Source organism: Mycobacterium sp., from assembly GCF_051006775.1.
GTDB lineage: Bacteria > Actinomycetota > Actinomycetes > Mycobacteriales > Mycobacteriaceae > Mycobacterium.
In genome coordinates, this window is record NZ_JBPCSX010000177.1 from 16,777 (window position 1) to 39,776 (window position 23,000).

A 23,000-nucleotide genomic window follows, 5' to 3' on the forward strand; every position below is an offset into this window, starting at 1 on the left:
TTGCCCCATGAAGACCTGGTTGTCTCGCGCACTGGTGTTCGCGGCTGGAATGGTGTTGCTCCGACTCGTGCAGGGGGCGTTGATCAACGCCAACCCCACCAATGCGGGCGTGATCAGCCTGCTCCTGGTGCTGATTTTCGCCGCCGCCGCATTCGTGTGGGGTTGGCGGGACGGCGTGGCCGACGCCCGGGCCAGCGCTGATCCGGACCGCCGCCGCGACTTGGCGATGCGATGGCTGGTGGGCGGTCTGCTGGCCGGCATTATCAGCGGCGCCGTGGTGTGGTTCATCTCGCTGTTCTACCGGGCCATCTACGCCGACGGACTGTTCGCCGAGGTGACCGCATTCGCCGCGTTCACCGGCCTGCTGGTCTTCCTGCCGGCGATAACCGCCGTCACCCTCGGTCGCTGGTCGGTCGACCGCAACCGGGTCGACGAACCACGGCGCGGCGCCGGCGATGACGGGTCCGAGACCGATGTGTTCGACGCGGTGCGCGACGAGGAGCACACCGGTCAGATTCCGACGGTCTGAGATTCAGCCGGCGCCTGGATTCAGCTGGCGCCTGCGAGATACCGCAGCGCCAACAGGTAGCCCTGCACACCGAGTCCGACGATCACCCCGGTGGCAACACCGCTGAGGTACGAGTGATGCCGAAAGTCTTCCCGGGCATGGACATTCGAAATATGCACCTCGATCACAGGGGCGCGCAATTCTGCGCATGCGTCGCGTAACGCGATCGAGGTGTGAGTCAGTGCGCCGGCGTTGATGATCACCGGGTCGCCGGCGTCGGCAGCGGCGTGCACCCAGCCCAGTAGTTGCTCCTCGCTGTCGCTCTGCCGCACCACCGCAGTGATCCCCAAGTCGGCGGCCTCGGACTCGATCATCGCCACCAGGTCATCGTGGGTGGCGCTGCCGTAGACCTCCGGCTCACGCCTGCCGAGCCGCCCCAGGTTGGGCCCGTTGAGCACCAGAACAGTCGTCATCGCTGCCTTCTCCTCTTCGCGCCAGCGCTCATCAATCAGACACCTCCGCGTAGGCCGCCGCCAGCAGGGCCGGATCCGGGCCCTCCAGTCGTCCGGGTCTGGCCAGTCCGTCGAGCACCACGAACCGCAGCACCCCCGACCGGGTCTTCTTGTCGCCGGCCATCGATTCCAGCAGTTCCGGTAGTGCGTCGGCGTCATAGCTGACCGGAAGGCCCAGCGCGGTCAGCACATCCCGGTGGCGGCGGACGGTGGCGGCGTCGAGCCGACCGGCGATCCCGGCCAGTTCGGCCGCGAACATCAGTCCGACCGACACCGCAGCGCCGTGTCGCCACTGGTAACGCTCGCGTCGTTCGATGGCGTGCGCCAGGGTGTGCCCGTAGTTGAGGATCTCCCGCAGCGCCGATTCCTTCTCGTCGGCCGCGACAACCGCGGCCTTGACCGCGATCGCCCGCCGAACCAACTCCGGCAGCACCGTCCCAGCCGGATCGACGGCGGCCTTCGGATCGGCTTCGATGAGGTCGAGAATCACCGGGTCGGCGATGAAACCGGCCTTGACGATTTCAGCCATGCCGGCCACCAGCTCATTGGTCGGCAGGGTGCCCAGCATCGACAGATCGACCAGTACGGCCGTGGGCTGATGGAACGCGCCGACCAGGTTCTTACCGGCCTCGGTGTTGATCCCGGTCTTGCCGCCGACAGCGGCATCGACCATCGCCAGCAGGGTGGTCGGCACGTGCACGATGTCCACGCCACGCAACCAGGTCGCGGCCGCGAAGCCCGCAACATCGGTCGCCGCTCCCCCGCCGAGACTGACGACAGCGTCCTTGCGGTCGATGCCGATCCGGCCCAGAACCTCCCAGATGAACGCGACCACGGCCAGATCCTTACCGGCTTCGGCGTCGGGCAACTCGATCCGGTGTGCATCAACTCCCTTGGCGGACAACCGGTTACGGATCGACTCGGCAGTCTCGGTGAGCACCGGCTGATGCAAGATCGCAACCCGGTGGCGCGAGCCGAGCAGCTCGTCAAGCTCGCCGAGCAGCCCGCTGCCGATGATCACCGGGTAGGGCGGGTCGACAGCGACCTCGATGGTCACCGGCCCACTGCTCACATCGGGGGCGCTCATTTGCGAACTCCGGCGCGACGGGCCAGGGTCGCGGGTGTGACGGGTCCGGACTCGACCACCGGCGGTGCCGCCGGAGCGGCCGTCGGCTCCGGTGCGGGAGCCGGCACAGCCGGACGACGCCAGGACGGGCGGCGGCGGCGCTGTTCGGGGTTCTCCAGCCGCGACGCGATGTAGCGCACGACGGCGCCGGGGTTGCGGCGGTTGGTGTTCACCCGGATGGTGGCGGCCCGTCGATAGAGCGGAATGCGCTCGTTCATCAGTTCGCGGTACTTCTCGGCCCGGTCCGGGCCTGCCAGCAGCGGCCGCACCGTACTGCCGCTGGTACGCCGAACCCCCTCTGCCGCACTGATTTCCAGGTAGACCACATTCTGACCGGACAGCGCATCCCGCACTCCGGCGGTAGTCACCGCGCCACCGCCCAGCGACAGGATGCCGTCGTGGGTGTCGATGGCCTCCCGGATCACCTCTTCCTCGATCTGACGGAAGCCCGCTTCTCCGTCGGTGGCGAAGATATCGGCGATGGTGCGGCCGGTGCGTGCCTCGATGACGGCGTCGGTATCGAGCAGTGTCAGGCCCATGGCTTTGGCGAGCCGACGCCCAATGGTCGATTTCCCCGATCCCGGCAGCCCGATGAGCACGGCTTTCGGTGCCATCTCCGTTACCCCGACAGCCGTACCGCGGAGTCGGCCGCGAGCGTCTGGCGCTCAGCGATCGCGCGCAGGTAGCCCGCGATATTGCGCCGGGTCTCCGTCAGCGAGTCGCCACCGAACTTCTCCAGCGCGGCGCGGGCCACGACCAACGCCACCATCGCCTCGGCCACCACCCCCGCAGCGGGAACCGCGCATACGTCGGAGCGCTGATGGATCGCCACCGCCTCCTCGCCGGTCGCCAGGTCCACGGTCGCCAGCGCGCGTGGCACCGTCGAGATCGGCTTCATCGCGGCGCGAACCCGCAGTGGCTGCCCGTTGGTCATGCCGCCCTCGAGTCCGCCGGCCCGGTTGGTGGAACGCACCACACCGTCGGGCCCTGGATACATCTCGTCGTGCGCACCGGTGCCCCGACGGCGGGCGGTCTCGAAACCGTCGCCGATCTCGACACCCTTGATGGCCTGGATCCCCATCACGGCGGCCGCCAACTGGCTGTCCAGCCGGTTTTCACCGCTGGTGAACGAACCGAGTCCGATCGGCAGACCGTGTACGACGACTTCGACAACACCGCCGAGGGTGTCCCCGTCCTTCTTGGCGGCCTCGATCTGGTCGATCATCGACTGCTCGGCGGCGGCGTCGAACGCCCGCACCGGGCTCTGGTCGATACGCGCGAGATCTTCGGCGGCCGGTGGCGGGCCGGCGTAGGGGTCCGATGCGCCGATCGAGATGACGTGGGACACCACCTCGACACCGAATGCCTGCTTGAGGAATGCCTTGGCAACCGTGGCCGCCGCGACCCGGCCGGCGGTCTCGCGGGCGCTGGCCCGCTCCAGGACCGGGCGGGCGTCGTCGAAGTCGTATTTGAGCATGCCGGCGTAGTCGGCGTGGCCCGGACGGGGCCGGGTCAGCGGAGCGTTGCGAGCGGTGTCGAGGTCAGCGGCGTCAACCGGGTCGGCCGACATCACCGTCTCCCATTTCGGCCACTCGGTGTTACCGATCTCGATGGCGATCGGGCCACCCAGTGTGCTGCCGTGACGCAGGCCGGCCAGCACTGTGACCTCGTCCTGCTCGAACTTCATCCGGGCGCCGCGGCCGTAGCCGAGGCGACGCCGGGCCAGCTGGGCACCGATGTCGGCGGTGGTGACCTGCACACCGGCGACCATGCCTTCGACCACGGCTACCAGTGCTGGGCCGTGCGATTCACCTGCGGTCGTCCATCGCAACACGTCCCAATCTTCCCACGCGCCGCTAGAAGATCACTAACGCCACCGCGGCCAGACTGGCCAGACACATCGCCGGGCCGTGCGGCAGCGGGCCACCCCGGCCCCGCGCCAGGCCCGACAATGCCGTCAGCAGCGGCGCGGCCAGCGCCGCAAGCGCCCAGACGTCGGCTCCGAAGGCCCCGGTGAGCGCCCCGAGCCCGAGTGCCAGTTTCACATCCCCGGCGCCCATCGCGGTCGGCGCCACCAGATGAACCAGCAGGTAAAGGGCGGCGAGTGCCAGCGCGCCCGCCACCGCGGGCAGTCCGCGGCCGACGACGGCAGCCACGCCCGGCAGTACCACCGCGCCACCGAGGGTCAGCGGGTTGGGCAGTCTGTGCTGGCGGATGTCGACCGCGCTCAGTACCACGGCCCAGGCCAGCACCACCACGCAGCAGATCACCCCGACTGCGCCCATGCCGGCACGCTAACCCAGGGCGGCGGTCATCTCACGTCGCGGAGCGGGCCGGCCTGTGAATTGTTCGACCTGACTGAACGCCTGGTTGAGCAGCATCTGCAGGCCGCTGATGACCTCGCCGCCGGCGGCGGTCACCGCGCTCGCCAACGGGGTCGGCCAAGGGTCGTAGATGGCGTCGAGCAGAACCGGGACGGACGCGAACCCCGATGCATGGCCGGCTGCGGCGTCGGCCGGGATGGTGCTCACCAGAACATCGGCGGCGGCGGCCAGTGCCGGCAGTTCGGGATCGGTGAAGTTCCGCACGATGGTGAGCGCGCCGAGGGTCGAACCCACGTGCACCAGGCGGGCTGCCTTCGCCGCATCGCGGGCAACCACGGTGATCTCGGTGGCGCCCAGGCCGGCCAGCGCCGCCACCGCGGCAGGCGCGGTGCCGCCCGATCCCAGCACGATCGCCCGGTCTCCCCGCAGCGGTGCGGGATCACGGGGGTCATGCAGGTGCGCGAGAGCGCCTGCCACACCGTCGATGTCGGTGTTGTCGGCCCGCCAGCCGCGATCGGTTCGCACCAGGGTGTTGGCCGAACCGACCAATTCGGCGCGCTCGGTTCGCTCGTCGGCGAACTGCAGGGCGGCGAACTTACCCGGCATGGTGACCGAGACGCCAACCCACTCGGGGCCGAATCCGCTTACCAGCGTTGGCAATTCGTCAGCGGTGCATTCGATGCGTTCATAGGTCCAGTCAACGAGGCCCAGTGCCCGGTAGGCGGCCAGGTGCAACTGCGGCGAACGGGAGTGCGCGACGGGCGACCCCAGGACTGCTGCCTTCCTCGCCACCATGAACTAGCGCCCCGAATTGAGGATGCCGCTACTCAACGCCTTCTCACGGTTGGCCAGATGCTGCTGGTAGTCACTGGTGAACAGTGTGGTGCCGTCGGCGTCGACGGTCACGAAGTACAGCCAGTCCCCCGGTTCCGGACGCTCTGCGGCATTGAGCGCATCCGCCCCCGGCGAGCAGATCGGTGTGGCCGGCAGGCCGGACTTCGCATAGGTGTTCCAGGGTGTCTCGGTATGCCGGTCAGCATCGGTGGTGGCGAGTTCCCGACGGTCCAGCGGATAGTTCACGGTGGAATCGAATTCGAGACGGTCGTACCAGTTGGCCAGCCGGTTGTAGATCACCCGCGCCACCTTGGCGAAGTCCGCCGGCTGAGCTTCCTTCTGCACCAGCGAGCCGACGATCAGCACCTCGTAGGGCGAAAGATTCAGCACCTTGGCGGCGTCGAGAAGCCCACCCTGGAGGTACTGGTCGTTACTTTCGGCGACCAGGGTCGCCAACATCTGCTTGGGGGATGCGAACGGGTCGATGTTCCAGGTGCCGGGCGCGATCAGCCCTTCGAGACGACGATGGCTCTGCCCCATCACCCCGGCGCCCTTGATGGCCCAGTCCGGCACGTTCAGCGATGACAGCGGACCGTCCCCGGCGGCGGCCTTGAGGTCCTTGGCCGACACGCATTTCTTGGAACCGTTGAGCTCAACGCAGCTCGCGTCCGCGATGAGGCTGAAGATACCGGGATTGACCGAGTCAGAGCCGATCACCTGGTGATCGTCGAGTTGTTTGCCCTCCGGGATGATGAGCTTGCCCACTCGCGACGCCGGGTCGATCAGCTTCTGCACCGCCGTCGCCGCCGGAATCTCGGTACGAAGCTTGTAGTAGCCGGGCTGGATCGCGGCCAGAGCGGCGTTGCCGCGCGCGGCTGTCATGAAGGGGTCCGCGCCGGCGATCACGCCCTTGTCCACAAGGTTCCCGGCGATGACGGATCCTGAATCACCGGGGTGCACCTCCACCACGATGTCCTCGGCGCCCTCCCCGGTGTAATCGGCGGGCTGCTTCGGATCGCCGAACAGCTTCGGGCCGAGGAGAAGGGCCAGCGCGACAACCGCGATCAGCCCCAGCAGCGCCACGAGCCGACGGCGACGGTACGGCGGCGCCCCGCCGTGACCCTCGCGTTCGACACCGACCGCGGTGGGCGTGGCGCGCCCGGGTCCCGGCTCATCAGAATCCGTTATCAACGGTTCCAGATCGTCGTTCGCCACGGATCCCTCACTTACCGTTCCGGCGCCGCGGCGCGACGTTGATCAAGCCAGCCCTGCAGGATCGCCACGGCGGCAGCCTGATCGATCTTGCCCCGTTGGTCCTTTGCGCGCACCCCCGCTTCACGCAGGGAACGCGCTGCGCTGACGGTAGTCAGTCGCTCATCGGCGAGTCGCACCGGGATCGGCTGGATCCGTCCGGCCAGCAGGTCGGCCATCTCCACCGCATCGTCTGCGGAGGCTCCGGCCCGGTCTGCCAGCGTGCGCGGCAGGCCCACCACCACCTCGACCACGTGCAATTCGTTCACCAGGCTGACGATCCGACGCAGGTGTCCGGTTCCGCGGTCGCGGCGCACAGTCTCGACCGGAGTGGCCAGCACGCCGTCGGGGTCGCTGACCGCCACCCCGATTCGGACTGTGCCGACGTCGACGCCGAGTCGCCGTCCCCTGCCCGGGTCGTCGGGACCGGGCCGGTCGGGCACGCGATTCTGCGCAGACACGTGACGATCCCTTTCGAACCTCAGCCGCGGGCCAGTTCGGCGCGCACCGCCGCCAAAGCGGACTCGATCCCGGCGGGGTCCTTGCCCGAACCCTGGGCGAGATCAGGCTTACCGCCGCCGCGACCGCCGACCGCGGCCGAGACCGACTGCACAAGTTCGTTGGCACGCACCCCGCAGTCCTGAGCGGCCTGGTTGGCGGCGACCACGAAGGGCACGGTGGGCCCGTTCTCGGAATCCGCGTCGGAGATGAGCACCACGACGCCGGGGTCAGATCCCAACCGGGATTTGATGTCACCGACCAGTGAGCGGAGGTCCCCGGCGGACATACCGGAGGTCATCCGTTGAGCCACCAGGCGAACCTTGCCGACCTGCTCGGCGGTTCCAGCGGCATCGGCGGCACCCGACCGGGCGGCGTTGAGCCGAACCCGCTCCAGTTCCTTCTCCGCAGTTCTGAGCTTCTCCACCAGGGTGGCCACCCGGGCTGGAACCTCGTCGGAGGGCACTTTCAGCGAGGAGGCCAGGCCGGCCATCAGGGCACGCTCCTTGGACAGGTGCCGGAACGAGTCCAGGCCCACATAGGCCTCGACCCGGCGCACGCCGGAGCCGACCGAGGACTCGCCCAGGATGGTGATCGGCCCGATCTGCGCGGAATTGTTCACATGGGTTCCACCGCACAGTTCGAGCGAGAACGGGCCGCCTATCTCCACCACCCGAACCTCGTCGGGGTACTGCTCGCCGAACATCGCCATCGCGCCCATCGCCTTGGCCTTCTCCAAGCCGGTCAGGAAGGTGTTGACCGGATAATCGGCCTGCACGGCCTCATTGGAGACCTCCTCGACCTGATGTCGCTGTTCTTCGGTCAGTGCGCTTTGGGAGTTGAAGTCGAAGCGCAGATAGCCGGGACGATTCAGCGATCCGGCCTGAACAGCGTTGGGGCCCAACACCTGTCGCAGCGCCGCGTGCACCATGTGGGTGCCGGAATGGCCCTGGGTGGCACCGCGACGCCACTGCGGATCCACCGCCGCGACGACGGTGTCGCCCTCGACGAACTCGCCGGACTCGATGTTGACCCGGTGAACCCACAGGCTCTTGGCGATCTTCTGCACATCAGTGACGGCGGCCTTGGCGGACCCACTGCCACCGGTGCCGGTGATCTGACCGGCATCGGCGATCTGCCCGCCGGACTCGGCGTAGAGCGGCGTGCGGTCCAGCACGATCTCGACCCGCAGATCGATGTCACCAGGTGCGTGATGGGCCACCACCGGCACCCGCTTACCGTCGACGAAGATGCCCAGGATCCGCGCCTCGGAGCTCAACTCGTCGAAACCGGTGAACTCTGTGGGACCGGCGTCGACCAGCTCGCGAAAGGCCGACAGATCCGCGTGGGCATGCTTGCGTGCGGCGGCGTCGGCCTTGGCACGACGGCGCTGCTCGGCCATCAGCTCGCGGAACCCGAGCTCATCGACGCTCAAGCCGGCCTCGGCGGCCATCTCAAGGGTCAGCTCGATGGGGAACCCGTAGGTGTCGTGCAGTGCGAACGCATCAGATCCGGCGAGTTGGGTCTTGCCCGACGATCGGGTGGCGGTGGCAGCGTCCTCGAACAGCTTGGAGCCCGACGCCAGGGTCCGGTTGAAGGCGGTTTCCTCGGCCACCGCGATCCTGCTGATCCGGTCGAAGTCGGTGACCAGTTCCGGGTAGGACGGACCCATCGCATCGCGAACGGTTGCCATCAGCTCGCCGATGATGGGCGCCTCGATGCCCAGCAGCTTGGCCGACCGGATGATGCGGCGCAGCAGGCGCCGAAGCACATAACCGCGACCCTCGTTGGAGGGGGTGACGCCGTCGGCGATGATGACGGCCGCGGTGCGCGTGTGGTCTGCGATAACCCGATAGCGGATGTCGTCAGTCCCGTTGCCCTGGCCGTAGCCGCGCGGAGCGTACTGCTCGACCTTGTCGATCACCGGGCGCAGCAGGTCGGTCTCGTAGACGTTGTCAACGCCCTGCAACAGGCAGGCGATGCGCTCCACACCCATGCCGGTATCGATGTTCTGGCGCGGCAGCGGTCCGAGAATCTCGAAATCGTCCTTGCTGGTTCCCTCGCCACGCTCGTTCTGCATGAAGACGAGATTCCAGATCTCGATATAGCGGTTCTCGTCGGCCTCCGGCCCGCCCTCGACCCCGTATTCCGGTCCGCGGTCGTAGTAAATCTCCGAGCAGGGCCCGCACGGTCCCGGGATGCCCATCGACCAGTAGTTGTCGGCCATCCCGCGGCGCTGGATGCGCTCCGGCGGGAGGCCGGCGACCTCCTGCCACAGCTGCTCGGCCTCGTCGTCGTCGTAGAAGACGGTGGCCCACAGCCGTTCCGGATCGAATCCGTAACCGCCCTCGCTGACGGGCTTGGTCAGCAGCGTCCAGGCCAGCTCGATGGCCCCGCGCTTGAAGTAGTCGCCGAACGAGAAGTTGCCCGCCATCTGGAAGAAGGTGTTGTGGCGTGTGGTGATGCCCACCTCATCGATATCGGGGGTCCGGATGCACTTCTGGATGCTGGTGGCGGTCTTGTACGGCGCGGTGCGCTGACCCAGGAAGAACGGCACGAACTGCACCATGCCTGCGTTGACGAACAGCAGATTGGGATCGTCGAGGATCACCGAGGCGCTGGGCACCTCGGTGTGTCCGGCGTTGACGAAGTGATCCAGGAAACGCTTCCTGATCTCATGGGTCTGCACGGGGCACCACCCTACCGGTCGCCGTTGACCTGCCAGGAAGCTCAACCCCACCGATCGGCGCGGGTTGTCCCGGTCCAGATCGACCAGCGCCACGCACTGCCTGGTGCCCGGCAGTGGGGTCCCGCCAACCACCGGCACCGATGTCGACGGCGACACGGTGGCCGGCGGGACGTGGTCAGCGCCGTGGCCGGGCGATCCGTGGGCGTGCCGGTGGCCGTCGTCCCGGGGTCACACGACGTTTCAGCGCATGCGGCGAATGATGGCCCGCAGCTTGGCCAACCGGCCGCCGATCTCACGCTCGGCGCCCCGGCCGGTGGGCTGGTAGTAGTCGACGCCCACCACTTCCACGGGTGGATACTGTTGCGGCACAACGCCATCGGGATCATCGTGCGGATAACGGTAACCCTGCGCATTGCCGAGCTTGGCCGCTCCCGAGTAATGACCGTCGCGCAGGTGGGCGGGTACCAGTCCGGCTTTTCCCGCGCGGATATCGCTCATGGCAGCGTCCAGAGCGGTGGTGACAGCATTGGACTTCGGCGCGGTGGCCAGGTGGACGGTGGCGTGCGCCAGCGTCAGCTGAGCCTCCGGGAGCCCAATCAACTGGACGGTCTGCGCCGCGGCCACCGCGATCGGCAGCGCGGTCGGGTCTGCCATGCCGATGTCCTCGCTGGCCAGGATCATCAGCCGGCGGGCGACGAACCGGGGGTCCTCACCGGCCACCAGCATCCGCGCCAGATAGTGCAGTGCCGCATCGACGTCGGAACCGCGGATGGACTTGATGAAGGCGCTGACGACGTCATAGTGCTGATCGCCGTCCCGGTCGTAGCGCACCGCGGCCCGGTCCAGCGACTGCTCGACGGCTTCGACGGTGATCGTGTCCCCTGCGGCAGTCGCGGTCTCCGCGGCGACCTCCAGTGCGGTCAGGGCCCGCCGGGCATCCCCCGCCGATAGTTGGACAAGCAGTTCCACCGCGTCGTCGGAGATCTCGACCGCGCCGGCCAGTCCGCGCGGATCGGCCACCGCGCGGCGCACGACGGTCTCGACCTCCTCGCCGGTCAATGGCTGCAACTGCAGGATCAGCGAACGCGACAACAGCGGCGCGACCACTGAGAACGATGGGTTCTCCGTGGTGGCGGCCACCAGTAGCACCACCCGGTTCTCGACTGCGGCCAGCAGTGCGTCCTGTTGAGTCTTGGAGAACCGATGCACCTCGTCGATGAACAGGACGGTCTGCTCGCCGCCCAGCAGTGCCCGGCGGGCCTGCTCGACGACGGCCCGCACCTCCTTGACGCCAGCAGTCAGCGCGGACAGCGCCTCGAAGCGCCGTCCGGTCGCATGTGAGATGAGTGAGGCGAGTGTGGTTTTTCCGGTGCCCGGCGGCCCGTAGAGGATCACCGATGCCGCACCGGTTCCCTCCACCAGTCTGCGCAGCGGCGATCCCGAAGCCAGCAGATGGGACTGTCCGACAACTTCCTGCAAGCCGCCGGGTCGCATCCGGACGGCAAGGGGGGCCGAGGCCGGCGACACCGGGTCGATCCTGCCGCCGAACCCGGTTTCCTCCCCGGGAAGTTCGAACAGGCTGTCGGGCACGGTTCAGGAATACCACGTCCGATGGCGACCTCGGGCTAACCCCGACCGCCGCGACGTCACCGTCCAGTTTCAGTTATGTACTGCTTGTTTTCGATAATCACCGTCGGGCGCACAGAAATTTTTGCGATATCAGCAAATAACCTGTTGTAGGCGCATTGTTTGCAGCTCAACGAGCATTGGAGTGGATCATCCTTATTTTTGCTCAAATGGGTATCCGCAAACATTTGGCTGGGTTAGTTTGGGTCGCCTCACGACATCACGCCATAGGCCGTCACGCCGAACCGTCCGAACGTGCGAAAGGGAAACCCGTGTCAGATAAGAGCAAGCCCCTCAACATCGTCGAAAACTTCGTCGACAAGCCCTACACCGTGCAGCGACTGGTCGAGCGCCCGGTCGAGCGCGTCGTCGACAAAGCAGTAACCCTCGAACGGGTGATTGAACGCCTCGTGGTCGACACCGTCGACAAGGTGGTCGACAAGCCGGCTCAGGTGTCACGCCTGGTCGAGCGTCCGGTGGTGAACGTGGTCGACGAGGTCGTCGACAAGCCCGTCAAGGTCACCCGCACCCTTGAGCGCCCCGTCGTCACCGTGATCGATGAGGTCGTCGATAGACCGCTGAAGGTGGGCCGGTCCGTGGAGCGCCCCGTCGTGACGATCGAGGACAACATCGTCGACCGCCCGGTCGAGGTCTCCCGCCTGGTCGAGCGTCCAGTGGTCAACATCATCGACAAGATCGCCGACAAGCCGGTCGAGGTGCAGCGACTGGTGGAGAAGCTGGTGGTCAATGTCGTCGACAAGATCGTCGACAAGCCGACCCAGATCCAGCGCCTGGTGGAGAAGCGGATCGTCGATATCCACGACAACGTGGTTGAGAAGCCGGTCACTGTGCAGCGACTGGTGGAGAAGCCGGTCGTCAACCTCGTCGAGAAGATCGTCGAGGTACCGGTCGAGAAGATCGTCTACCGGACGGTGGAGAAGCCGGTCGAGAAGATCGTCGAGATCACGGTGGAGAAGCCGGTGGTCAAGGTGGTCGAGAAGATCGTCGAGGTCGTCGTGGAGAACATCGTCGAGAAGATCGTCGAAAAGCCCGTTGACCGGGTCGTCGAAAAGGTCGTCGAGAAGGTCAACGTGATCGAGAAGATCGTCGACAAGCCCGTCGACCGCATCGTCGAAAAAACCGTCGAGCGCCCGCGCATCGTCGAGAAGGTCATCGACAAGCCCGTCGAGAAGGTGCTCGAGAAGCTGATCACCAATCCGGTGCTGATGGAGAAGGTCGTCTACAAGGACGTGGAGTACGTCGACGAGCGGATCGTTGAGCGGCCCATCGAGACCGTCGTCGAGCGGATCGTCGAGCGGCCGGTGTACCGCGAGGTCGAGAAGATCGTCGAGAAGCCGGTGGAGAAGATCGTCGAGATCGTGGTCGAGAAGCCGGTGATCGTGCACAAGTACGTCGAGCGGCCCGTCGAACGGGTTATCGAGCACGGCGAGGAGATCACTGTGGCGCGCCGCGTGATGGGCAAGTCCGCTGATGTCGAGGCGAAGTTCATCGGGCGCGACGCACGTCAGGTCGACTGGGTGGAGAGGGTGACCGGTGAGCATCCAGACGACGACATCGTCGGTGACAAGTCAACGGTGTTCAAGGCCCGTGAGGCCTACGTCGTGGATCCCAACGATCCGCGTAGCCGTCGCCAGTAACCGGACCGGTTTAGCCGGAATATGAGAAGCATGGCGCCGGGGCGGTCGAACCCCCTCCCGCCCCGGCGTCATCCACCACAAGCCAACTGAGGAGCCCTGCAGTGACACCAAACGTTTCGTCCCGATCCCGCCGTGGTGCGCTGTTACTCGGCGGGATCCTAGTTGCGGCCAGCGCCACGCTGACGACCGCGCCAGCGGTCAAAGCCGCGCCCTCCGCCGATGCCGTGAACGCCATCAACGATCGCTACAGCACCTTCGGCGGCGAGGCATCGCTGCTCGGCGCGCCGACCGGCGAGGCGGTGGATGTACCCGGTGGCGCCGAACGTGACTATGAAGGCGGAGCGATCTTCTTCTCGGAAAAGACTGGCGCCCATGTCATGTATGGGGCGATCCTGGATCGGTACAACGCATTGGGCGGACCGGGCGGTGAACTCGGCTACCCGAAGAACGACGAGAGCGACACCGGTGACGGTACCGGCCGCTTCAATGACTTCATGACGCCCGGCGGCGCCTCCATCTACTGGACCCCTCAGTGGGGTGCTTCGGTGATCAAGGGCCGGGTACTGGAGGCCTGGCGCCAATCCGGCGGTATCACCGGACCATTCGGCTATCCGAGCGCCGACACGTCGATCATCGACGGAATTCAGACCGCGAAGTTCGTCGGTCCGGAGGGGACCGAGATCCAGTGGTCGGAGGCCGGCGGACTGGTCACCATTCCGACCGCGCTCGCCGCAAGCATCCCTGGGTTCAGCGCCACAACGCCGACGGCAGAAGGGACGACGTCCGTGACCAAGCCCAGCCCATCGACGCCCACAACACCCTCCCCGACCACGGGCCGGAAGTGGTGGTGGATTCCGGTCGGGCTGGCCGCACTGGCACTTGTCGGCGGGGTCCTCCGACTGCTCAGTCGCAAGCCGAGGCCTGCCGCTTCGGTGAAGGTCGCCACTCAGCGCACCCCTGATGTCACAAGTCCGGTTGCGGTCCCAACGCCTCCGGCATCGGTTCGTCCGGTCGTCGCGGCCCCTGCACCTGCGCCGCGGCCACCGGCGCCGCCCGCCCCGCCGGCGCCGACGAAGATGGTCCCGCTGGTAAAGACACCCCCGCCGGCACCCAAACCGGTGAAACCACCGCCACCGCCACCCACCGCCAAGTCGGTTCCGGAACCCGCCAGGCCAATCCGGCCACTGTTGTCCGAGCCGCCGAAGGCCGCGATCCACTCCGAGGCGACGCCCCACCACGATCTTGCCCCGGTGATCAAGTACGAGTCGTCGGCTCCCGCCGACACCAGGATTCAGGTGACCTACGAGAACAACGCGCTCGGCGACAACCAGGAAAGCGTCGCCGACAAGAGTGATGCCCGCCCGGACTAATTCAACAGCGGCAGTCGAAACCGACTGCCGACAACACCGAGAAGAAAGAAGTACTAATGGGTAACTGGGATTGGCTGCTGGGCATCGTCGGCGGCCTTATCGGCGGCAACGTCGCCGGCGCGAAGAACAGTCTGGGATCGGCCGGTAACAGCGCAGCCGGCGCTCTGGGCGGCGCACTGGGCGGCGGGCTGCTCGGCAACGCACTCGGCGGCTCCGGCGATATCGCACAGATCGTCGGTTCGCTCGGTGGCGGCGGCGTGGCCGGTGCGGTCATCACCGCGGTCGTCGGCATGCTGATGAAGGGCCGCGGCGCGAAGTAGTCACCGATCCATAGTCGTGTTGTCGATTTCCTGAAGGGACTGGCACGAAAGGACTGGCGCGAAAGGACTAGGTGGCGACGAGCGCCTGCTCGTCGTCGGCCTGGTCACTCGCCTTGTCTGCGCGCCAGGACTGGGGCACCGGACGCTGCCGCACCACCTGCGGCCACCAGAACCAGCGGCCGAGCAGTGCGGCGATGGACGGGGTCATGAAGGACCTGATCACCAGGGTGTCGAATAACAGACCCATGGCGATGGTCGAGCCGACCTGTGCCAGGACCTTGAGCTCGCCGAAGACCATGGTCGCCATCGTCAGCGCGAACACCAGACCGGCGGATGTGACCACCGAGCCGGTACCGCCCATGGAGCGGATGATTCCGGTGTTCAACCCGGCCGGTATCTCTTCTTTGAATCGGGAGACCAGCAGCAGGTTGTAGTCGGAGCCGACTGCCAGCAGGATGATCACCGACATCGCCAGCACCATGAAGTGCAGCGGTTGCCCGAGGATGTTCTGCCAGATGAGCACCGACAGACCGAATGATGTGCCCAGCGACAGGGCCACCGTACCCACGATGACAGCGGCGGCGACCACCGCCCGGGTCAGGATCAGCATGATGATGAAGATCAGGCACAGCGCGGCGATACCGGCGATCATCAGATCGTAGTTGGCACTGTCCTGCATGTCTTTAAAGCTGGTCGAGGTGCCGGCCAGGTAGATCTTGGAACCCTCCAGCGGCGTTCCCTTGATGGCCTCGAATGCCGCGTTGCGGATGGTGTCGACGTGGCTGAGCCCTTCCTTGGACATCGGATCGCCCTCGTGGGAGATGATGAACCGCACCGCCTTTCCGTCCGGCGACAGGAACATCTTCATCCCGCGCTTGAAGTCCGCGTTGTCGAACACTTCGGGCGGCAGATAGAACGAGTCGTCGTTCTTGGCATCATCGAACGCCTTGCCGAGCGCGCCTTGATTCTCCTGCAGCTCCTGCATCTGGTCGTACATGCCGGACTGGGTGCTCTGCATGGTCAACTGCATGGTCTGCATCGAGCGCATGGTGTCGATCATCGGTGGCATCAGGGTGCGCATCTCGGCCGTGAGCACATCCAGCTGATGCAGGCTTGGCAGCAGGGTCTGGAAGTCGTCGGTGGTCGCGTCTATTCCGTCGATGGTGTCGAAGATCGACCGGGTGGCCCAGCACATCGGGATGTCGAAACAGTGCGGCTCCCAATAGAGGTAGTTGCGGATCGGCCGAAAGAAGTCGTCGAAATCGGCGATGTGGTCACGCAATTCGCTGATGTCCTCGTACGTGAGATCCATCTTGCCGACCATGTCGTGAGTGACCGCGTTCAGCGCACCCATCAGCTCGTACATCTTGGTCATGCTGTCGATGTTGATGTCCATGTCATCGCCCATTTTGAGCATGTCCTTCATGCGGTCCTGAAGGTACGACATGTTCATCGTCTGCAGGTTGCCCTGCATACCGATCATGAACGGGATCGAGCTGTGCTCGATGGGGGTGCCCAAAGGGCGGGTGATGGACTGCACCCGCCCGATACCGGGCTGGTGGAAGATCTGCTTGGCCACCCGCTCGATGACCAGGAAGTCCGCCGAGTTCCGCAGATCGTGATCGGACTCGATCATCAGTAGTTCGGGGTTGAGCCTGGATCCCGGGAAGTGCCGATCCGCAGCCGCGTAGCCCTGGTTGGCAGGGATGTCAGGCGGGAGATAGTGCCGGTCGTTGTAGTCGGTGTGATAGCCCGGCAGGGCGAGCAAGCCGACCAGAGACAGTGCGATGGTGGCGATGAGTATCGGTCCCGGCCAGCGCACCACGGCCGCGCCGATCCGTCGCCAGAAACGAACCCGCATGGCGCGCTTGGGTTCTAGCGCGCCAACTTTGCCTGCCGCGACGATCACGGCGGGCCCCATCGTCAGGGCGGCCGCCACCACCACGACCATGCCGACCGCGACCGGGATTCCCAATGACTTGAACATCGGACTTCGGGTGAAGTGCAGACAGAGCATCGCGCCGGCGATCGTCAGCCCGGAACCCAGAATCACGTGCGCGGTGCCGTGGAACATCTCGTAATAGGCGGCTTCGCGGTCTTTGCCCTTACCGCGGGCCTCCTGATAGCGGCCGAACAGGAAGATGACGTAGTCGGTGGCGGCGGCGATCGCCATCAATGTCAGCAGGCTCACCGCGAACGTCGACAAACCGATCAGGTGATTGTGACCCAGCACAGCCACGATGCCGCGGGCCACCGCCGCTTCGATCCCGACCATGAACAGGGCCAGCAGAACAGTCACGATCGACCGATAGACGAACAGCAGCATTAAGGTGATGACACCGAAAGTCAGCATCGTGGTCACCTGCAGGCTGCGGTCGCCGGCGATATGGGTGTCGGCCATCAACGCCGACGGGCCGGTGACGAACGTGGTGATACCGGGTGGCGCGGGAACACTGGAGACGATCTTCTGGGCGGCCGCCACAGACTCGTTGGCCAGTCCCTCGCCCATATTGCCGGCCAGATACACCTGAACGTAGGCGGCTTTGCCGTCGGCGCTCTGGGATCCAGCCGCGGTCAGTGGATCGCTCCAGAAGTCCTGAACGTGCTCGACGTGTGTGGTGTCGGCCTTGAGTTTGGCGACGACCTGGTCGTAGTAGGTGTGGGCCGCATCGCCGAGTGGCTGATCGCTCTCCAGCAGGACCATCACCGAGGTGTTGGAGTTGTACTCCTGAAAGACCTTGCCGATCTTGTTCATCGCAATTGTCGACGGCGCATCCTCCGCCGCCATCGGAACCGACTGCGCCTGACCGACGACTTCGACCTGGGGAACGATGGTGTTTGTCAGGAAGGTCAGCGCCAGCCAGCCGATGATGATCGGCAGCGAAAGCAAGCGGATCCAGTGGGCGATATGTGGCCGCGGGGGCTTACCTGCAGCCTGCCGCTGCTTCGACAGCGTGATCATCCGGACTTGACGATGCAGAACGTCTGGGCACTGACCCCGCTGGACCGGCGCTCGGCTTTGACCACGCCATCGACGGTGACCCGACAGCCGATGGAGTCCGCGTCACCCTGGGCGACGAGGTTGGCCGCCGCGGCCGGAGCCGTGGTGGTCAGCGTCAACGACCAGGGCAGCGCCACATCGCGGACGATCTGCGGTTCGGCGTCGAGGTCCAGGTAGTTGATGGTTGCCGTCGCCCCGGGTTGACCGAAGACCTCGTAGGTGACTGATTTGGGGTTGAACGGCTTGGGATCGTTGACCAGACCGCTGCCCTCCCGGGTCAGTTCGGTCTTGCCGAACATGCCGTGCAGGCGATCGACTGCGAACGCGCCCACCGCCACGACAGCCAGGATCAGCAGCGCCATCCACGACTTCCTGAAGCCGCGGGCCAGCCAGTATCCAACCGTCTTACGGCGGGGACCCGCGGTTCGTTTCGCCTCTCTACGGGCGCGCCGGGCGACCCGGCGGGCTTTCGGAGTGTGGCTGGTCTCGATTCCCTCGTGCGGCGGGGTCGCTGTGCCCAGTTGCTCGTCTGCGGGCAGTTCAACGGTCATGGCGTCCTCCTCTGCCCCGCGAACACAATCGACACCGGTACATAGTAGAACTAACAGTATCGCGGCGCGAAGCCGGTGTGACACGTGTCATGGCTTTGTCAGCGTTGGCTGCTCACTCGACAGATCCGGAAAGCCCCATGTCGTCGAGGGCATTGCGGGCCACCGCAGCCAACTCGTCTCGGGTGGTGGTGTAGGCAGCGTTGCTGAAGCCGATGGCGATCCACACCCGACCGTTCACCCGCCCCGAGATCACCGGATGGAAGATGCCGTCGGCGCGGCGGATATCGCGCACCGTGATGCCCTGTTCGAAGGGCAGAAAGAATGTCGACACCGCGTCGGTGCCGTCTGGCCGGTTGGTTGCCGGGTCAAGCTCGCCGAGGTAGGAGCAGCCGACCTCTTTGCTCTTGAGCACCATGCCTTCGAGTCGGCGCACTGCCTGTTGCGGCACATACGGCACCAGCGGTAGTGGGCCCAGCAGTTCATTGCCGGATTCCCCGAGGCCGCGCAGCGCTTCCTTGAATTTCAGGCGCGCATCGGACAGATCCGTGGTGACCACGTCGGGATCAACGGTGAAGGTCACACTCGTCAGGGCATTCGCCCGATCGTCCCCCGGCGTGCGCTCGCTGATGGGAACGGAGATATTGACCATCCCATCCTCTGCCAGCCAGTCCAGATGCTTTCCACATCTGGCTCCGAAGCCCAGCAGCAGTGTCGGACCGGACCCGCCGAGTTCGCCGGCTCGCTTGTCCCACTGCTCGGCGTCGACCTCGATCACGACTGACGGGACCATCGCCTGCCGGTCCAGACCAGCCTGGGCGGGAATCGCCGGAGGCTTCTGCCGAACCGCTGCCGTGCCGTCCTTGCGGGCCAGCCGAAGGGCTGCCAGGACCGACTTTCCGACGTCGGGCAACCCGCGAATCAACACCCGGGCGTCCTCCCGCACCGCTTGGAATCTGGTGCGCGACGAGGGTTTCGGATAGCCCAGCTCGCGAGTTATTCCCTTGGCGGCCTCGGTGACAGCGACAACGGCGCCACCACCGTCGGCGATAGTGTGCGAGACGATCAGCACGACGGCCGCACCGCCGTCGGCGAACGGCAGCACGGCCAATCTCCACGATGGGCCGCGCTCCGGATCGATCGGCACGACCGCCTGCTCGGCGACCCACGCTCGAAACTCGCTACGCGGCCGAGCCGTCGGCGCGATCTCGATATCCGGCAGGCCCGGCCAGACGACCCATCTATGCCTGCCGAACGGGAGCCGGGAGCGTTCGATACGCCGGCCGAGAAGTCCCTGCCCGAGGTTGTGATGGAACCGGCGCAGAGCCGCGAGGTCGACCTCATGGTCGTAGATCCAGCACCATCGGATCAGTGGATCGCGACCGCGCGCCCGCAGACCCAGGAACGATGCCTGGTCTATGTAGTCGATCGTGTTGTCCACGCCGCCATCATAGGAGCGGGCTATTCGATGATCCCGGATAACCTGAAGTCAGCCAGGGCCTCGCGGACCTGGTGCACCAGATCATCCCTGGTGGTGGTGTCGTCGGCGTTGGTGTAGCCGATGCTGATGAAGATCCTGCCGTGAACTCGACCGGTGACCACCGGAAAGAACATGCCCCTGGTCCGGCGGGTGTCCGCCTTTGAGAGGTGCTCGGCCATTCGTACGGAGAAAAAGTCGGCGTCGGTCCCGTCCGGGCGGTTCGCGTCGGGAGCAACCTCTCCGAGGTTGGAACTGCCGATGACGCCGGCCTTGATGACCATGCCCTCCAACCGCCGGGCGGCAGCCTTCGGCACCACCGGGACCAGCGGAAGCGGCGTGAGCAGTTCGCGGCGGGCATCTGCGAGTGTGGACAGCGCTGCTTTGACATCCGACCGCACCGAGCCCAGGTCCTCGCAGACCCGGCCCGGGTCGACGATCACCGACACCTGAATCAACGCGTTTCCACGGGTGTCACCCTCGGTCCGTTCGTTGACCGGGACGGTGACCTCCACCATGCCATCGCTATTGACCCAGCCGAGCCTGACGCCGAGTCGGGAAGTGACGCCGATGAACAATGATGTCGGGGTGCCGCCGAGTGCAGCTGCCCGGGCGTCCCAGTCCCCAGCGTCTCCGTAGACGGTCAGCGCGGGAACCGAGACAGGTCCAACCGGTTCCGAAATCCCGCCACTCAACTCGCGCGTGGGGCCCGAGACGGAGTCTCCCCGCTTCCGGAGCAATCGGGCCATGGCGACGGCCGCCCGGAACATCGCGGGGACCTCTCGGATGAACCGGAGCGAATCAGCCAGCAGCGCAGACATTCTCGGGCGCGGGACAGCGGGGTAGCCGAGATTGCGGTCCACCCCGTTCACAGCTTCCGCCACGGCGACGATCCCACCGATTCCATCGGCCACGGTGTGGGACAGCACCAGCGTCACCGCAGCACCGCCTTCGGCGATCGGCTGCATCGCCAGTCGCCAGGACGGCCCGTATTCAGGGTCGATCCGCAGTGCGGCCTGTTCGTCGACCCACACATGGACCTCAGCGCGCGGTCGCGGCGATGCAGCCACGTCGATATCAGCCGGGCCCGGCCAGGCGATCCAGCGGTGCCTGCCGAACGGCAGCGGCGATCGCTCGATTCGCCGGCCCAGCAGCCCCCGGCCGAGGTTGCGATGAAACCGCCGCAACCCCTCGAGATCGACGCTGTGTTCATAGATCCAGGTGTACTGGATCACCGGCCCGTGGCCCAAGGCCCGCAGGCCCAGAAATGACGCCTGATCGATGAAGTCGAGCGTGTTATCCATCATGTCGGCGGGCGATGTCAGTGCGTGGTCTTCGCAGTCTCGGGCTTGTGGTCCATACCGCTCTCCTTGCGCTGCTGTGCGGTGATCGGCGCCGGCGCATCGGTCAGCGGGTCGATACCGCCGCCGGACTTCGGAAAGGCGATCACATCCCGGATCGAGTCCGCCCCGAACAGCAGTGCGGTGATCCGGTCCCATCCGAACGCGAGACCGCCATGCGGCGGTGCGCCGAAGGTGAAGGCTTCCAACAGGAATCCGAATTTCTCTGCGGCTTCGTCATTGTCAATGCCCATTACCGAGAAAACCCGCTCCTGCACATCGCGGCGATGGATACGGACCGAGCCACCGCCGATCTCATGGCCGTTGCAGACTATGTCGTAGGCGTCGGCGAGCACTGATCCTGGATCGGTGTCGATGCGCTCGGCGTGACCCTGCTTCGGTGCGGTGAACGCATGGTGCACCGCGGTCCAGGCGCCCGATCCCACCGCGACGTCGCCGGCTGCGGTCGCATCACCGGCGGGCTCGAACAGCGGCGGATCGACGATCCACACGAACGCCCACGTGTTCGGATCGATCATCTCCAGACGTCGAGCGATCTCACCGCGCGCAGCACCGAGCAGTGCCCGGCAACTCTTCACCGGGCCGGCCGAGAAGAACACGCAGTCACCGGGTTTGGCCCCCACCCGCGCCGCCAACCCGTCGCGCTCCGCGTCGGAGAGGTTCTTGGCCACCGGTCCGCCAAGAGTTCCGTCGTCCCCGATGAGCACATAGGCCAGACCCTTGTGTCCGCGTTGCTTGGCCCACTCCTGCCAGCCGTCGAGAGCCCGTCGCGGCTGGGAGGCCCCACCGGGCATCACCACCGCGCCGACATACGGCGCCTGGAACACCCGGAACGGGGTGTCGGTGAAGTAGTCGGTGCATTCGACGAGTTCCAGATCGAACCGCAGATCGGGCTTGTCCGAACCGAATCGGCTCATGGCATCGGCATAGGTCATCCGCGGGATGGGATGCGGCAACTGATAGCCGATCAGCGCCCACAGCGAGGCGAGGATCTCCTCGGCGACTGCCATCACCTCGTCTGCGCCGACGAAACTCATCTCCAGATCGAGTTGGGTGAACTCGGGCTGGCGGTCGGCCCGGAAATCCTCATCGCGGTAGCAGCGGGCGATCTGGTAGTAGCGCTCCATACCGGCGACCATGAGCAACTGCTTGAACAGCTGCGGACTCTGCGGCAGCGCGTAGAACGACCCGGGCTGGAGCCGGGCCGGCACCAGGAAGTCGCGGGCCCCCTCCGGTGTGGAACGGGTCAGGGTCGGGGTCTCGATCTCCACGAAGTCGTGGGCGGCCAGTACGCCTCGCGCCGCGGCATTGACCTTCGAGCGCAAGCGGATCGCATCCCCCGGTCCGCCCTCCCGGCGCAGATCCAGATAGCGGTATTTGAGTCGGGCTTCCTCGCCCGGTTGCTCGTCGAGTTGGAAGGGCAGTGCGGCGCTCTCCCCCAGCACGGTCAGCGCCGTCGCGTTGACTTCGATTTCACCGGTGGCGATATCGGCGTTGGCGTTGCCTTCCGGCCGGGTCTCGACCACACCCTGCACCGCGACGCAGAACTCAGCACGCAACCGGTGCGCCTGGGCCAGCACCTCAGCGTCCCGGAAGACGACCTGGGCCACCCCGGAGGCATCGCGCAGATCGATGAAGATCACCCCGCCGTGGTCACGCCGCCGTGCGACCCAGCCGGCCAGCGTGACCGTCTGCCCGGCGTCGCCTGCCCGCAACGAACCAGCGCCATGACTGCGCAGCAATGTCACTCCTAGGGGAACCGACTGTTTCTGGCGGGTGTTCCGCCGGTTGGAGTCTATGGAGTCCGCGGGTCACCGCGACGACCGACACCTGGACCTGCGATTGTGGCAAGCTTGTCCCGGCGGCTCACCAGGGGCGGCAGCAAAAATATCGAGGA

The 23,000-nt window shown here is 66.2% G+C and carries 18 protein-coding genes and 1 pseudogene; 4 read left to right on the forward strand and 15 right to left on the reverse strand.

Annotated elements, in window-relative coordinates; all coding sequences use genetic code 11:
• Positions 1–7: 7 nt before the first annotated feature.
• Positions 8–529, forward strand: coding sequence for a B-4DMT family transporter (locus ACR2JI_RS12910; protein WP_526390512.1), 522 nt, complete (start codon positions 8–10; stop codon positions 527–529).
• 20 nt (positions 530–549) lie between these two features.
• On the opposite strand, the gene aroQ is transcribed toward ACR2JI_RS12910, so the two are convergent.
• From aroQ to ACR2JI_RS12960, 10 genes and pseudogenes are all read right to left on the reverse strand, one after another.
• On the reverse strand, positions 550–981 hold the full coding sequence (gene aroQ, locus ACR2JI_RS12915; RefSeq protein ID WP_526390514.1) for a type II 3-dehydroquinate dehydratase: 432 nt from the start codon (positions 979–981) through the stop codon (positions 550–552).
• 31 nt (positions 982–1,012) lie between these two features.
• Positions 1,013–2,107 (reverse strand): 3-dehydroquinate synthase, encoded by a 1,095-nt coding sequence (gene aroB, locus ACR2JI_RS12920; protein ID WP_526390516.1) that lies wholly within the window; start codon positions 2,105–2,107, stop codon positions 1,013–1,015.
• A 146-nt stretch (positions 2,108–2,253) separates the two neighbouring features.
• Positions 2,254–2,760: pseudogene (locus tag ACR2JI_RS12925) on the reverse strand (shikimate kinase); the annotation flags it as partial.
• Between the two features lie 5 nt (positions 2,761–2,765).
• A complete protein-coding gene (gene aroC / locus ACR2JI_RS12930; protein WP_526390518.1) occupies positions 2,766–3,980 on the reverse strand; it encodes a chorismate synthase in 1,215 nt (404 codons plus the stop codon).
• A 22-nt stretch (positions 3,981–4,002) separates the two neighbouring features.
• Positions 4,003–4,431: a prepilin peptidase gene (locus ACR2JI_RS12935; protein ID WP_526390520.1), complete on the reverse strand. Its 429-nt coding sequence runs from the start codon at positions 4,429–4,431 to the stop codon at positions 4,003–4,005.
• A 9-nt stretch (positions 4,432–4,440) separates the two neighbouring features.
• On the reverse strand, positions 4,441–5,265 hold the full coding sequence (locus ACR2JI_RS12940; protein ID WP_526390522.1) for a shikimate dehydrogenase: 825 nt from the start codon (positions 5,263–5,265) through the stop codon (positions 4,441–4,443).
• Between the two features lie 3 nt (positions 5,266–5,268).
• Positions 5,269–6,519: an endolytic transglycosylase MltG gene (locus ACR2JI_RS12945; RefSeq protein WP_526390524.1), complete on the reverse strand. Its 1,251-nt coding sequence runs from the start codon at positions 6,517–6,519 to the stop codon at positions 5,269–5,271.
• An 11-nt stretch (positions 6,520–6,530) separates the two neighbouring features.
• Entirely contained in the window at positions 6,531–7,016 is a 486-nt protein-coding gene (gene ruvX / locus ACR2JI_RS12950) for a Holliday junction resolvase RuvX (RefSeq protein WP_526390526.1), read from the reverse strand.
• A 20-nt stretch (positions 7,017–7,036) separates the two neighbouring features.
• Positions 7,037–9,742, reverse strand: a complete 2,706-nt coding sequence (alaS, locus tag ACR2JI_RS12955) for an alanine--tRNA ligase (RefSeq protein WP_526390528.1) — start codon at positions 9,740–9,742, stop codon at positions 7,037–7,039.
• A 240-nt stretch (positions 9,743–9,982) separates the two neighbouring features.
• Entirely contained in the window at positions 9,983–11,332 is a 1,350-nt protein-coding gene (locus ACR2JI_RS12960; RefSeq protein WP_526390530.1) for a replication-associated recombination protein A, read from the reverse strand.
• Between the two features lie 308 nt (positions 11,333–11,640).
• On the opposite strand from ACR2JI_RS12960, the gene ACR2JI_RS12965 reads away from it, so the two are divergent.
• The 3 genes from ACR2JI_RS12965 (at position 11,641) to ACR2JI_RS12975 (ending at position 14,716) form a co-directional block, all read left to right on the forward strand.
• Positions 11,641–13,026, forward strand: a complete 1,386-nt coding sequence (locus ACR2JI_RS12965; RefSeq protein WP_526390532.1) for a hypothetical protein — start codon at positions 11,641–11,643, stop codon at positions 13,024–13,026.
• Positions 13,027–13,127: 101 nt separating this feature from the next.
• Complete coding sequence (locus ACR2JI_RS12970) at positions 13,128–14,396, forward strand: LGFP repeat-containing protein (protein ID WP_526390534.1); 1,269 nt, start codon at positions 13,128–13,130, stop codon at positions 14,394–14,396.
• 56 nt (positions 14,397–14,452) lie between these two features.
• Positions 14,453–14,716 (forward strand): hypothetical protein, encoded by a 264-nt coding sequence (locus ACR2JI_RS12975; protein WP_526390536.1) that lies wholly within the window; start codon positions 14,453–14,455, stop codon positions 14,714–14,716.
• Between the two features lie 67 nt (positions 14,717–14,783).
• Here the strand turns inward: ACR2JI_RS12975 and ACR2JI_RS12980 are convergent, their stop codons facing one another.
• The 5 genes from ACR2JI_RS12980 to aspS form a co-directional block, all read right to left on the reverse strand.
• Positions 14,784–17,678, reverse strand: a complete 2,895-nt coding sequence (locus ACR2JI_RS12980) for an MMPL/RND family transporter (protein ID WP_526390538.1) — start codon at positions 17,676–17,678, stop codon at positions 14,784–14,786.
• Positions 17,675–18,079 (reverse strand): MmpS family transport accessory protein, encoded by a 405-nt coding sequence (locus ACR2JI_RS12985; protein WP_526390605.1) that lies wholly within the window; start codon positions 18,077–18,079, stop codon positions 17,675–17,677. The genes ACR2JI_RS12980 and ACR2JI_RS12985 overlap by 4 nt, the downstream gene beginning before the upstream one ends.
• A 301-nt stretch (positions 18,080–18,380) precedes the next feature.
• Positions 18,381–19,706 (reverse strand): hypothetical protein, encoded by a 1,326-nt coding sequence (locus ACR2JI_RS12990; protein WP_526390540.1) that lies wholly within the window; start codon positions 19,704–19,706, stop codon positions 18,381–18,383.
• Positions 19,707–19,726: 20 nt separating this feature from the next.
• Positions 19,727–21,049, reverse strand: coding sequence for a hypothetical protein (locus ACR2JI_RS12995; protein ID WP_526390542.1), 1,323 nt, complete (start codon positions 21,047–21,049; stop codon positions 19,727–19,729).
• 14 nt (positions 21,050–21,063) lie between these two features.
• Positions 21,064–22,851, reverse strand: coding sequence for an aspartate--tRNA ligase (gene aspS / locus ACR2JI_RS13000; RefSeq protein ID WP_526390544.1), 1,788 nt, complete (start codon positions 22,849–22,851; stop codon positions 21,064–21,066).
• Between the last annotated feature and the right edge of the window lie 149 nt (positions 22,852–23,000).